Genomic DNA, 13,265 nt, shown 5'->3' with positions numbered 1-13,265 from the left:
CAGGCAACGCTCGAAGCAATGCCGGTCAATGAATATGTTGATTTGTATGTGATTTGACCAAGCATTGAAGGAAGACGCGCAAGCGGATGATGAAAGAAAGGCTGTTCCAACGCGAGCTGGAACAGCCTTATCATATGCATTACCCGGATCGACGCGTGCCCGTCTCTTAGCTCAATGCACCCAATCATTCCACAGCACGACCAGAATCGTCATCAACGCCGGCCCGATAAACAACCCTACCAACCCGAACGTTTCCGCCCCACCCAGAATCCCAAACAGCACCAGCAAAAACGGCAATCTCGCCGCGCCGCCGATCAGCACCGGCCGCACCAAATGCTCGGCCACGAACACGACGACACATCCGAACACCACCACGCTGATCGCCGCCGCCGTCGCGCCCTGGAAAAACAGCCACAATGCCGCGCCGATGAACACGATCGGAGCGCAGAACGGCAGCATTGCGGCGATGGCGGTCAGCATGCCGAGCAACGTGGCATGCGGCACGCCGGTCACGAGATAGGCTACGCCAAGCAACGCCCCCTCGCCCAGACCCACCACGACCAGCCCCGTTACCGTGCTGCGAACCGATTCGGTCATGCGCCGCGCTAGTGCAGCCCCTTCGGAACCGAACCCGCGCCGCGAAGCTTCAAGCAATTGCTCGCCGAGTTTCGACCCCGCCTTGAACACGAAAAACAGCGTGACAAGCATGAAGCCGAACACAACCAGACCATGCACCAGGCGGCCGCCGAAGTGCCGCGTCATCGCTACCACCGTCGCGCTATGAAAGTTCTTCACCGCCGGTGAAGACCCGAGCGGTGTGGCAAGATTTTCCTGCCACCACGCCGCTATCTGCCTCGACCCCATAGGCAGATGGTTGACGAGATCGGGCATGGGAATGCCGGTGCGCAGCAATTCGTGGAACCAGCGAACCAGGTCGGTGGCTTCGCTGCCCGCCTGCGCCGCGACCACGACGAACGGCACGACGAATACCAGCCCGATCACCACGGTCAAGCTGACCGCGAGCCGCATGCTGCGCTGCCTGAACATCGGCTGTTGTTCGAGCCAGGTCAGTAACGGCCACAACGCAATGGCGATGACCGCCGCCCACACCACCGCTGGAATGAAGTCGCGGATCATCCAGAGCGCAACGGCGACGAGCACCGCGTACAGACACCCCGACGCGGTTCGTTGCAAACGCCTCGTGCGATCCTTTTCGTCCGCAGAGATTTGATCGCGTGGAATCATAGGGAACGCCCCCGTTATTTGTTCTTTAAGTGAAAGCTCTAAAGCCTGATTGTGACCTGATTCTTATCAAGTCTTAACGAACCTTAACCAGTCTTGACCTGAGTCTTCCGACCGATTGTCAGCGCTGCATTGTAAGTCGGGCCGGGATCGGCCAGAATCAAGGCCAGCGCTTTCAACCGGCTTTCCCCGATGTTGTTCTAATTTCACACTTGGCAGTTTTCGTTTCCCTATAATCGTTTCCCTCGCCCCGGCAACCGTTCAAGAGACATGTAGTGAAAGCCTTTCAAACCATTGTCAACGCGTGCGCGACCACGGTCTTGCTAGCCGGCTGCGCGTCCGGCCTGAACAGGTCGAAGGAAGAAGCGCTCAACCAGAAGGTCGGCATCGTCGTCCATCCGGTCCGGGACGGCGTGGAACTGCGCGTCCAGGAATCGGCGCTGTTCGACTTCGACGAAGCCTCCATGCGCCCGGAAAGCATCGCCGTGCTCAATCGTGCTGCCGTGCTGCTCAAGCGCAGCACGCGGCCGATCATGGTCGAGGGACACACAGACAACGTCGGCCCGTTCGACTACAACCAGGCACTGTCCACGGCACGCGCAAACGCCGTGGGCGATGCGCTAGTCGCACGCGGCGTTCCCGCTGCGCGCATCAAGACAAAAGGGATCGCGTTTTTGCAACCGATCGCGACCAACGACACGCCCGAAGGGCGTGCGTTGAACCGGCGCGTGGAGATTCTCGTGAAAACGGAAACGGAAGAAACACTGCTGGGACAGTTCAAGACGAAATGACGCGAGGCGTCATTTCGCGGGCTGCACTTCCATCACCAGTAGCTGGGCGCCATCGGTGACCTGATCGCCTACGTTGAACAGGATCTCGCCCACCGTGCCGCTGGCCGGCGCGACAATCGTGTGCTCCATCTTCATGGCTTCCATCACCAGCAGCGGCGCGCCCTTCTCGACCACCGCGCCCGCCTCGACCAGCACTGCGATCACCTTGCCTGGCATCGGCGCGGTCAGACGGCCTTCGCCATGCTCGGCATCGGCTGCATGAGCGAGCAGGTTCTGCCATTCGAAAGCCAGCGACGCACCCTCGTAGAACACATGGAACACATCGCCGTCTATAAACACGCGGCCCTTGATCCGCTTGTCTCCAATCAGCACGACGAATGCATGCGGTTCATCCCCATGCAACCAGTCGAACGTAAGTGTTTCGCCGAGTAATTCGAGTTGTTTGTTATCGGCGCGGCCCGAGGTGGAATCACGGGTAAAAACGGCGAGAATTTCATCGTCCGAAGCGACCAGACGCCAGTTCAACGCCTGCGTGTAACCGCCGCTCATGCGCCAGTGCGACAGCGCATCCCACGGCGACACACCATGCGCCTCGCCGCCTTCGCGCGTGAGCAACGCGGCGCAAGCCAACGCGAGCGCCTGCATTTTTGGCACCGTCGATGGTGCGAACAACGTGTCGTGATGACGTTCGATCAGACCCGTATCGAGATCGCCGGCCGAGAATGGTTCGCTGACAACAATCCGATGCAGGAACTCGATGTTCGTCGATGGACCCACCACCTCGCATTGTTTCAACGCAAGCGCCATACGCAACAGCGCATCATCGCGATCGCGGCCGTGCACGATTAACTTTGCGATCATCGGATCGTAAAACGGGGTGATGGTATCGCCTTCGCGCACGCCGCTATCGATGCGAACATTGCCGTTCAATTGAAACTCTACCGCTTCGGGCAAACGCAAATGCTTCAGCGTTCCCGTCGATGGCAAGAATCCACGCGATGGATTCTCCGCGTAGATACGCGCTTCGATTGCGTGGCCGTTCACCTTCAACTGATCCTGCAACAACGGCAGCGGCTCGCCGCTTGCCACGCGCAGTTGCCACTCGACCAGATCGAGACCCGTCACCATTTCGGTCACCGGATGCTCGACCTGAAGCCGCGTGTTCATCTCCATGAAGTAGAACTGGCCGTCGCCGGTCATGATGAACTCGACCGTGCCCGCGCCGACGTAATTTACCGCGCGGGCAGCCGCAACTGCAGCTTCGCCCATGGCTTTACGCACCTCATCCGAGAGGCCAGGAGCAGGCGCTTCTTCCAAGACCTTTTGATGACGGCGCTGCACCGAGCAATCGCGATCGAAGAGATAAACGGCGTTGCCATGTCGATCCGCAAACACTTGAACTTCAACGTGACGCGGGCGCAGCAGATACTTTTCGATCAACACCCGGTCATTGCCAAAGCTGCTGGCCGCCTCGCGCTTGCACGACAACAGCGCCGAGGCAAAATCCGCGCTCTTCTCGACTACGCGCATGCCCTTGCCGCCACCGCCCGCGCTTGCTTTCAATAGCACCGGGTAGCCGATGCCGTCCGCTTCCTGCTGCAACAACGCGGGTTCCTGACTATCGCCGTGATAACCCGGCACCAACGGCACAGCGGCCGACTGCATCAGCGCCTTGGCCGCCGCTTTCGATCCCATCGCGGAGATGGCTTCAACCGGCGGTCCGATAAACACGAGCCCCACCTTCTCGCAAGCCCGCGCAAAATCCTCGTTCTCCGATAAGAACCCATACCCCGGATGCACGGCTTGCGCACCGGTTTTCAGCGCGGCATCAATGATCTTTTCGATCCGCAGATAACTTTCCGATGCCGCCGCGCCGCCCACGTGCACGGCTTCATCGCAGACGGCTACGTGCTTCGCATTCGCGTCGGCATCGGAGTAGACAGCCACGCTGCCCACACCCAGCCGCTTGCAGGTTGCAGCCACGCGGCACGCGATCTCGCCGCGATTCGCAATCAGTATTTTGTTGAACATGACGAAGCCTGGAAGGGAGAGGAGGTTAGCTCTGCATGGGACAGGACTAGGTGCTGAAGCGCGCTAAGTCCCGTCGTCCGCGCTGCATGGGACAGGACTAAGCGCTGAAGCGCTAAGTCCTGTCGTCACATCCGGAACACGCCGAAACGCGTGTCCTCGATAGGCGCATTCATCGACGCCGCCAGCCCGAGTCCAAGTACATCGCGGGTCTGAGCCGGGTCGATCACGCCGTCGTCCCACAGGCGCGCGCTTGCGTAATACGGATGGCCTTGTACTTCGTATTGCTCACGAATCGGCGACTTGAACGCCTCTTCCTCTTCCTTCGACCACGACCCGCCTTTCCCTTCGATGCCATCACGACGCACGGTCGCAAGCACCGAAGCAGCCTGCTCGCCACCCATCACAGAGATGCGCGCGTTCGGCCACATCCAGAGGAATCGCGGCGAATACGCACGGCCGCACATGCCGTAATTGCCGGCACCAAACGAGCCGCCGATGATCACGGTGAACTTCGGCACCTTCGCTGTTGCGACCGCCGTCACCATCTTCGCGCCATTGCGTGCGATGCCTTCGTTTTCGTACTTGCGCCCGACCATGAAACCCGTGATGTTCTGCAGGAACACGAGCGGAATCTTGCGCTGGCAGCACAGCTCGATAAAGTGCGTACCCTTCAGCGCCGACTCAGAAAACAAAATGCCGTTGTTCGCGATGATGCCGACCGGATGGCCCCAGATATGCGCAAATCCGCACACAAGCGTTGTGCCGTAACGGGCTTTGAATTCATCGAAAGCGGAGTCGTCGACGATGCGCGCGATCACTTCGCGAATGTCGAACGGCTTGCGGGTATCGACGGGAATCACGCCGTAGATACTGTGCGGATCGTGACGCGGCGGCAGCGGTTCTTTCAGCGCCAGCGGTGAAGGCTTCACACGATTCAGATTGCCGACAATGCTCCGTGCAATCCCCAGCGCATGCGCATCGTTTTGCGCGAGGTGATCGACGACGCCCGACAGCCGTGTATGTACATCGCCGCCGCCAAGATCTTCAGCACTGACTTCTTCGCCGGTTGCAGCTTTAACCAACGGCGGACCGCCGAGGAAAATCGTGCCCTGGTTCTTTACGATGATCGATTCATCGCTCATCGCCGGGACGTACGCGCCGCCTGCAGTGCACGAACCCATCACCACGGCGATCTGTGCGATGCCCTTCGCCGACAGGTTCGCCTGGTTGTAGAAGATGCGCCCGAAGTGGTCGCGATCGGGAAACACATCGTCCTGATTCGGCAGATTCGCGCCGCCGGAATCGACGAGATACACGCACGGCAAGCAGTTCTCTTCCGCGATTTCCTGCGCCCGCAGATGCTTCTTCACCGTTATCGGGTAATACGTGCCGCCCTTCACGGTGGCGTCGTTGCAAACGATCACGCACTCCTGCCCCGCAATCCTGCCGATGCCCGTAATCAGGCCAGCGCCGGGCGCGTCGTCGTTGTACATGCCGTACGCGGCCATCTGCGACAGCTCGAGAAACGGTGTGCCAGGATCGAGCAATTGCGCGATCCGGTCGCGCGGCAACAGCTTGCCGCGCGACACGTGTTTATCGCGTGCTGCTTGCCCGCCGCCCAGCGCGATCTTCGCGACCTTCTCTTTCAGATCGGCGACAAGCGCTTCGAGCGCGGCCGCGTTCGTGCGAAATTCGTCGCCGCGCGGATTCAATTTCGATTCGATGATCGGCATAGGTTTGTCCGCTCGCTCAAGCCGTTTCGGCAAACAGTTCACGCCCGATCAACATGCGGCGAATCTCGCTGGTGCCCGCGCCGATTTCATACAGCTTCGCGTCGCGCCACAAACGCCCGACCGGATACTCGTTGATGTAACCGTTGCCGCCGAGAATCTGGATCGCCTCACCGGCCATCCACGTCGCTCTTTCGGCCGTGTACAGGATCACGCCCGCGCAGTCCTTACGCACCTGGCGGCCATGACCTGCACCGAGTGTATCGAGTTGACGGCCTACGGCGTAGAGATACGCTCGGCACGCCTGCAAGGTCGTATAGAGATCGGCGACCTTGCCTTGAATCAGCTGGAACTCGCCGATCGCCTGACCGAACTGCTTGCGATCATGGATGTACGGCACGACCGCGTCCATGCACGCGACCATGATGCCCGTCGGGCCGCCGGCCAACACCGCGCGCTCGTAATCGAGGCCGCTCATCAAGACCTTCACGCCGCCGTTCAACTGGCCGAGTACGTTTTCCTTCGGCACTTCCACGTTCTCAAACACGAGCTCGCCGGTGTGCGATCCACGCATGCCGAGCTTGTCGAGCTTCTGCGCAACCGAAAAACCCTTCATGCCCTTCTCGACGATAAACGCCGTGATGCCCTTCGCGCCCGCCTCGATATCCGTCTTCGCATACACCACGAGCGTGTCGCAATCCGGCCCGTTGGTGATCCACATCTTCGTGCCGTTGAGCACGTAGTGGTCGCCCTTTTCGTCGGCGCGAAGCTTCATGCTGACCACGTCCGACCCCGCGTTCGGTTCGCTCATCGCCAGCGCGCCGATGTGTTCGCCAGAGACCAGCCCCGGCAGATATTTGCGTTTCTGCGCTTCGGTGCCGTTGCGATGAATCTGGTTCACGCACAAGTTGGAATGCGCGCCATACGACAGTCCCACCGATGCCGACGCCCGCGAGATCTCCTCCATCGCGACCATGTGCGCGGTATAGCCCATGTTCGCGCCGCCGTATTCCTCGGAGACCGTCATGCCGAGCACGCCAAGATCGCCGAATTTCTTCCAGAGATCCATCGGGAACTGATCGGTTTTATCGATTTCAGCGGCGCGCGGCGCAATCTCCTTCGCCGCGAAATTCGCGAGCGAATCGCGCAACATGTCGATGTCTTCGCCCAGGGCGAAATTCAGACCGGGTACGTCGTTCATGCGGGTCTCCTTCTTCGGGGTATCGGCTAGAGGTTGTTAGCGCGGGTGCTCGCAGACCCGATAAATTATGAGTCGTACTCACACGCACCAATTTCCATAATGAGCGGCAGTTTCACGCCGAAAGCCACTTCCCGTCAATAGGGATTTGAGCTACGCTCACATTTTATTGAAATTCCTGGGCTGACCCGCTTATGTCCTCCACACCTTTAGCTGGAAACCGCCGCACGCCTGCCGGCGTCAAGTCGCAGCAGCGCGTGAAGGACATTCTTCAGGCCGGCCGTGACGTCTTCGCCGAAAAAGGCTACGACGCCGCCACGAGCGCCGAAATCGCCCAGCGCGCGGGGATTTCGGAGGCGACCGTGTTCAGCTATTTCAGCGGCAAGCGGGAGTTGTGCGCTCGGGTGATCGCGGATTGGTATGACGAGATCATCGATGCGTTCGAATCCGGACTGCCCCGTGACGGCAGCGTGCGTCAGCAGTTTGCGTTTATCGTCAGGACGCATTTGCGGCTGATGCTGGTGAACGGGACGGGTTTGTGCGCGCTGGTTTTGTCGGAGGGGCGCACGAAACATCATGATCTCAGCGATACCCTCACCGACCTTCAACGCCGCTATACCGCGCCGCTGATGAACGTGCTCGCACACGGCCAGAGCGTGGGTCAGGTGCGCGCGGACTTGCCGTTGCGGCTGATGCGCTCGCTCGTGTTCGGGCCAATGGAACACGTGTTGTGGGACGCAACGCTCGCCAAGCGGCATCTGAGTCAGGCTCAGATCGATACGACCGCCGATGAACTCATCGCGGTGTTATGGACCGCGCTACAGCCCCCCGCTGCCAGCCTGACTGCGCTTGCGCAGTTCAGACAGGACGTGGAGGAAGCGTCGCGGCGGTTCGAAGCGGCGCGCCGGGAGAAATGAGGCTGAACGCAGTTCGTGGACGCAAGAGCGGCAGACGGTTAGTTGCTATTTTATAAACCGCCGCGCGATCCGGGCGAGCCAGGGTACGATCGTTGGCCGTAAAAGACGCGCATCGTAACCCGCCATCCGACGTTCGTTTTCTTTCAGGCACAAATCGATTAACGCTCTCACCGATATCCCACCACCTATCGACTCGCCCACGCTCGTCGGGAAATTCGCATCCGGCGCGGCGCCCGTGATATCGAAACCCCGCGCAAGCAATACCCGCTCGCGAATCAGCGCTATCCACACACGGCCTGTCTTCACGAAGAACCCGGGGAGCCGATACCACGGCAAGTTGCGCCGATACCAGGCCACCCAGTTGGCAAAGAACAGGATATGGCGCGCTTCTTCCTGGATCACCGGCTCGAAGGTTTCAACCAGTTCCTCTGGAAAATAACCCGTCTTCCGCGCGGCTTCGAAAAGCCCAAAGGCGACGAAGCTATCAATGCATTCGCTATAGCCCGTCATCATCCACGCGCGTATCGCATCCTTGGGCGGCGGATACGGAGGCTCGGGCGCGAGTTCGATGCCGTAGGCCTCGACCAGTCGCGACAGCACGACCTTGTGGCGCGCTTCTTCCCCGCCGTTCATCGTGATGGCTTCGCGCAGCAGCGGATCTTTAATGCTCGCTGCATACGTCGACACATGGATCGACGCGCGGCCTTCGGTCTGCACCGCGATATCCCAGATAGGCAGCGACGTGATGCGCTTGAGCGCGTCGGGCGCCAGCGCCGGCCAGTTGATGACCGCCGGCTTGTAGGGGTTATGGGTAGTGAGCAGCATCTCGCAGAACATTTTCTTATGTTGTGCGGACCCGATCTGGATCTGGCCGATGGACCGATAGGTCCAGTTGCGCATGGCGTGGTCGGCCTCGGCAGGCGTAAGCGTGTCGGACATGACGTAACGGGAGAGTTAATCGCATTATGCGGATTCTGGCATAACGCGCGCGCTTCTGCCGCGATGACCCGGTCCGCCGACCGTGCCATAAAGCGCCCTATTGCGACGACACGCTTTCAGCGTTCAGTGAGCGCCTTCCTTCAGTGCGAAATTTGCTCGAGCGCCAGGTCCCGCGTCTTCGGCCCCATCAAACCAATCGCCAGCATCACCACCACCATCGCCCCGGCGATAAACACAAACACGCCCGTCGTGCCAAACGCCTTCAACACGCCCGCCACGAAAAACGACGTGAAAATGGCCGAAAAGCGGCTCCACGAATACACGAAACCCACCGCGCGCGCCCGGATGCTGGTGGGGAAAAGCTCCGTCTGATACGCGTGGAAGCTGTACGACATAATGTTGCTGGCGAGCGTCAGACCCACGCCCATGGTGACTAGAAGCGCCGCGCCCGAGACCTGGCTGAAGACGAGTCCACACACCACGATCAAGCCCGCCATCACGACAATCACGCTCTTGCGCTCGAATTTATCGGCGATGAACAAGCCGATGACCGGCCCGACCGGTGCGGCAATCGCGATGATCGTCGAGTACATCAGGCTCGTCGTGATCGTGATGCCTTGATGGATCAGAAGCGTCGGCACCCAGTTGGCGAAACCGTAGAAACCTACCGTCTGGAAGACGTTGAAAATGATCATCATGGTCGCGCGTTTTCCGTAGGGCTCGACCCACATGTCGCGGAATGTCCCGCGTGTGCTGACCGGTTCGGGCGCGGCGGGCGGTGGCAACCGGCGGCCATATTCTTTCTCGACCTTAGTTTCGAGTGCCGACATCACCGCGTCCGCTTCCGCGAGCCGCCCTTTCTGCGCCAGCCAGCGCGGGCTTTCGGGCAACGCCCTCCGGATGAACCACACGAACAACGCGCCATGCGCGCCGATCAGGACGACCCAGCGCCAGCCATCGAAGCCGAAGGGTTTGTTCGGCACCAGCGCGTAGGACAGGAACGCGACCACCGGCACCGCCATGAAACCGACCGCTTGCTCGCACGCGAACGCGCGGCCGCGAATGTGCTTGGGCACGAGTTCCGAAATGTACGTCCCGATCGTCACCAACTCCACGCCGATGCCCAGGCCCGCCATGAAGCGCCAGAAGTTGAGGCCGCCAGCCGTGTCCTGGAACGCCATGACCACGTTCGCTGCGGTGTACCAGAGCAGCGAGTACGTGAAGATCGCGCGCCGCCCGAAACGGTCGGCGAGAAATCCGCACGCGATCGTACCGATGAACAACCCGAGGAACAGCGACGCGATGAAACTCGCCACACCCGTCATGCCGAACAGCCCGACCGTGGTGGGCGTGAGGATGCCGCTCTTGACCAGTCCAGGCGCCACGTAGCCGGAATACAGCAAATCGTAGAGTTCGAAGAAAAAACCGAGGCTCAGCAGGACGACGAGTGTCCACATCGAACGCGTGGCCGGCAGGCGATCCAGCCGCGCGGAAATCGTGCCCGCTGATAGAGAGTCAAATCCGGATGCGGGTTGAACGAAGTCCTGGCGGGTTGTCATCGGTTACGTCTCCTTGGCGTGGCTGGTTTCGCGCCGGCGACGCACCTCTTCTGGCGAGCGGCCGGGCAGATTGCCCGGCGCGCATTTTAACGGCGTCTGTCTCAATTTGTTGCAGGCGCCGGAATATTCTCTTCAGCGCAACGGCGCCTGTCTCAGTGCCGGCTTACGCGCGATGTTCCGGGCGCCCGCTGCCAACAGCGCTCACGCCGGCCCGATGCCGTGCATCAGCAACGCCACCGCGTGCCGCGCGATCTGGTCGCGTTTGGGCGCACAGTCGCCGTTATCCTCAGCCCATTTGTAAGTCATCGCCATCGGCAAGACCGTCAAGCCGAACAGCGACGCGAACAGCAGCGACGGTTCCAGATGCGGATTGAGCTTGCCATCCTTCTGCCATTGCGTGATGCGCGCGATTGCCGCCTTCCGGTTGGCATCGCCGAAACGAGCGGCGATGCGCTGGCGCAGCAATCCCCCTTCGCTGATGACTTCGCGAACCCACAGCGTAGCGAACCACGGATGCCGCTCCGCTACGGCGACAAGCCCTTCGGCGAACGCACGCAATGCGTCCGCGGGTTCCGCATCCGAATCGGCGAACAAGCTGCCGAGTTCGGCGCGCAACGGCACGAATCGCTCGTCGATCAACACGTCCAGCAACTGGTCGCGCGTCTTGAAGTAGTAATGAACCATGGCCGGCGTGACCCCCGCCTCGCGCGCAATCGCACCGAGCGTGGTCTCCATGATTCCCTGGCGCGCGAACAAAACCAGCGCGACGTCAAGCAAAAGCGCGCGCGGCTCGCCGTGTTGCGTGCCGGTGGGCCGCCCCGGCCGGCGGCCGGACTTCGGCGAATCGGCGGGAACGGACAGTTCGGAAGGATCGGTTACATCTTTAGTCATGGTGGCAATTGACCCCGGGAATGGCGTCGCCTAATATTAACTTCAACATTAATTTAACCCACCGGGCGGCTGAATGGAATCACTGCAACCCTCTGTCGCGTTTCCCGCCATCGAAGAGCGACCTCCAGTCCGGCTGCTTTTCACGGCGCTGCTGCTCGTCATGCTGCTCGGCGCGCTCGACCAGACCATCGTCTCGACGGCGCTGCCGACCATAGTCGGCGAGCTTGGCGGGCTTGAAAGCCTGTCGTGGGTCGTGACGTCGTACTTGCTGACATCGACTATTGTGGTGCCGTTGTACGGAAAATTCGGCGATCTGTTCGGCCGCAAAATCGTCATTCAGGCGTCAATCCTCATCTTTCTTGCCGGTTCGATCCTGTGCGGCGTCGCGCAGGACATGACTCAGTTGATCGTACTGCGTGCGTTGCAGGGGCTCGGCGGCGGCGGCCTGATGGTCGTGACCATGGCCGCCATTGCCGACGTGATTCCGCCCGCTGAACGCGGCCGCTACCAAGGCTTGTTCGGCGGTGTGTTCGGACTCGCGACCGTGGTCGGACCGTTGCTGGGCGGGTTTATTGTCGAACATCTCTCGTGGCGCTGGATCTTCTACATCAACGTGCCGCTCGGCGTGCTCGCGCTGGTCGTGATCGGGCTCGTGTTCAAGCCACACGTGGCGCATGTGAAGCATAAAATCGATTACATGGGCGCCGCGTTTTTGGCTGCGTCGCTCACTTGTATCATTCTTTTTACCAGCCAGGGCGGCACGCTGCTGCCGTGGAGTTCGCCGCAGCTTTGGTTCACGCTCGCGCTCGGCTTCATTACGCTGGGCGGTTTTATCTACGAAGAACGTCTCGCCGATGAACCGATTATGCCGCTTGAGCTTTTCAAGGAGCGCACTTTTGTCCTGAGCGGGTTGATCGGCTTTATCGTCGGATTTTCGCTGTTCGGCGCGATCACATTCCTGCCGCTCTACCTGCAGGTGGCAAAGGGTTCGACACCGTCGCAAGCCGGCCTGCAAGTCCTGCCGATGATGGCCGGCATACTCTCCACCTCCATCATCAGCGGCCGCATGATCAGCAAGATCGGCAAATATCGCTGGTTCCCGATCTTCGGTACTGCGCTCGTGGCCTGCGGCATGTTCTTGCTGTCCACATTGCAACTGGCGACTCCGCTTCACACCATGTACCTGTACATGCTGTTGCTCGGACTGGGACTCGGCATGGTCATGCAGGTGCTTGTGCTCGCCGTGCAGAATGCGGTGCCGTTCAAGAACATCGGCGTGGCGACGTCCGGCGCAACGCTGTTCCGTTCGATCGGCGGGTCGGTGGGGGTCGCCACATTCGGCGCAATCTTTACGAACGGTCTGCAGTCGCGCCTGGCAGATGCCTTGCCGCCGGGTGCGGAGTTACCGCGATCGATGGGGCCGACGATGGTCCAGCATCTTCCGGCCGCCTTTCGCGATACCTATCTCAATGCGTTCGCGGGATCGATGCACGTCGTATTTCTCGTGGCCGGTGCGGTTGTGCTGCTTGCCTTCGCGTTGTCCTGGTTAATGCAGGACCAGCCGCTTCGCAGCAAGTAAGGGTGATGGGATGAAGTGCGTCGGCGTTACTTTGGTTTAAGCTGACGCACTTTAATTCTGGAAACATCCGCGCCATGAAGCTTACGCATTTAGTCCTCGCCTCGACCATCAGCGCTTTTGCCCTTATCTCGACCGGAGCCTCGGCGGAGACGTATCACTTCGGCGAAGGACAGTCGTCGGTGTCGGGAAGCGCATCGCGGCACGCGCCGCCGCCCAAGCATCGCAAGCACAAGAAGAATCAGCACACTGCTGGCAAGAGCGCGTACTCGAATCCCTAAGTCGCCGTTGCGAAAGGGGGGACGCTCGCGCCGGTGGACGGGGTTTGGGGTTGGCGGTCGGGGGTGGTGCCGGGGTGGTGCTTTCGGCCTTAGCGGTCTGCGTGAGTTAG

General features: G+C 60.5%; 11 protein-coding genes. 4 read left to right on the top strand and 7 right to left on the bottom strand.

The features are described 5' to 3' along the window. Positions 1 to 171: 171 nt before the first annotated feature. Positions 172 to 1,245, bottom strand: a complete 1,074-nt coding sequence (locus M0D69_RS41585; RefSeq protein ID WP_301787613.1) for an AI-2E family transporter — start codon at positions 1,243 to 1,245, stop codon at positions 172 to 174. A gap of 272 nt (positions 1,246 to 1,517) precedes the next feature. Here M0D69_RS41585 and M0D69_RS41580 point away from each other — a divergent pair, with 272 nt between their 5' ends. Beyond that, positions 1,518 to 2,033: an OmpA family protein gene (locus M0D69_RS41580; protein WP_301787612.1), complete on the top strand. Its 516-nt coding sequence runs from the start codon at positions 1,518 to 1,520 to the stop codon at positions 2,031 to 2,033. Positions 2,034 to 2,042: 9 nt separating this feature from the next. Here the strand turns inward: M0D69_RS41580 and M0D69_RS41575 are convergent, their stop codons facing one another. The 3 genes from M0D69_RS41575 to M0D69_RS41565 form a co-directional block, all read right to left on the bottom strand. Further along, entirely contained in the window at positions 2,043 to 4,064 is a 2,022-nt protein-coding gene (locus M0D69_RS41575; protein ID WP_301787611.1) for an acetyl/propionyl/methylcrotonyl-CoA carboxylase subunit alpha, read from the bottom strand. 125 nt (positions 4,065 to 4,189) lie between these two features. After that, positions 4,190 to 5,797 carry a carboxyl transferase domain-containing protein gene (locus M0D69_RS41570; RefSeq protein ID WP_301787610.1) on the bottom strand — a complete coding sequence of 536 codons (1,608 nt, stop codon included), beginning with the start codon at positions 5,795 to 5,797 and terminating at the stop codon, positions 4,190 to 4,192. Positions 5,798 to 5,813: 16 nt separating this feature from the next. Continuing rightward, positions 5,814 to 6,995 carry an isovaleryl-CoA dehydrogenase gene (locus M0D69_RS41565; protein ID WP_301787609.1) on the bottom strand — a complete coding sequence of 394 codons (1,182 nt, stop codon included), beginning with the start codon at positions 6,993 to 6,995 and terminating at the stop codon, positions 5,814 to 5,816. Positions 6,996 to 7,186: 191 nt separating this feature from the next. Between M0D69_RS41565 and M0D69_RS41560 the strand changes: the two genes are divergently transcribed. Next, positions 7,187 to 7,909 carry a TetR/AcrR family transcriptional regulator gene (locus M0D69_RS41560; RefSeq protein WP_301787608.1) on the top strand — a complete coding sequence of 241 codons (723 nt, stop codon included), beginning with the start codon at positions 7,187 to 7,189 and terminating at the stop codon, positions 7,907 to 7,909. Positions 7,910 to 7,954: 45 nt separating this feature from the next. On the opposite strand, the gene M0D69_RS41555 is transcribed toward M0D69_RS41560, so the two are convergent. From M0D69_RS41555 to M0D69_RS41545, 3 genes are all read right to left on the bottom strand, one after another. Continuing rightward, on the bottom strand, positions 7,955 to 8,848 hold the full coding sequence (locus tag M0D69_RS41555) for a ferritin-like domain-containing protein (RefSeq protein ID WP_301787607.1): 894 nt from the start codon (positions 8,846 to 8,848) through the stop codon (positions 7,955 to 7,957). 140 nt (positions 8,849 to 8,988) lie between these two features. Further along, positions 8,989 to 10,407: an MFS transporter gene (locus M0D69_RS41550; RefSeq protein ID WP_301787606.1), complete on the bottom strand. Its 1,419-nt coding sequence runs from the start codon at positions 10,405 to 10,407 to the stop codon at positions 8,989 to 8,991. Positions 10,408 to 10,608: 201 nt separating this feature from the next. Next, positions 10,609 to 11,298 carry a TetR/AcrR family transcriptional regulator gene (locus M0D69_RS41545; RefSeq protein WP_301787605.1) on the bottom strand — a complete coding sequence of 230 codons (690 nt, stop codon included), beginning with the start codon at positions 11,296 to 11,298 and terminating at the stop codon, positions 10,609 to 10,611. 73 nt (positions 11,299 to 11,371) lie between these two features. On the opposite strand from M0D69_RS41545, the gene M0D69_RS41540 reads away from it, so the two are divergent. Beyond that, complete coding sequence (locus M0D69_RS41540) at positions 11,372 to 12,877, top strand: MDR family MFS transporter (protein ID WP_301787604.1); 1,506 nt, start codon at positions 11,372 to 11,374, stop codon at positions 12,875 to 12,877. Between the two features lie 74 nt (positions 12,878 to 12,951). After that, positions 12,952 to 13,155 (top strand): hypothetical protein, encoded by a 204-nt coding sequence (locus M0D69_RS41535; RefSeq protein WP_301787603.1) that lies wholly within the window; start codon positions 12,952 to 12,954, stop codon positions 13,153 to 13,155. Positions 13,156 to 13,265: the final 110 nt, after the last annotated feature.

It is taken from the genome of Caballeronia sp. SEWSISQ10-4 2 (genome assembly GCF_030464885.1).
Taxonomy (GTDB): Bacteria; Pseudomonadota; Gammaproteobacteria; order Burkholderiales; family Burkholderiaceae; genus Caballeronia.
The sequence above is the reverse complement of the archived record's forward strand: the minus strand, read 5'-3'. Positions and strand labels throughout refer to the sequence as shown.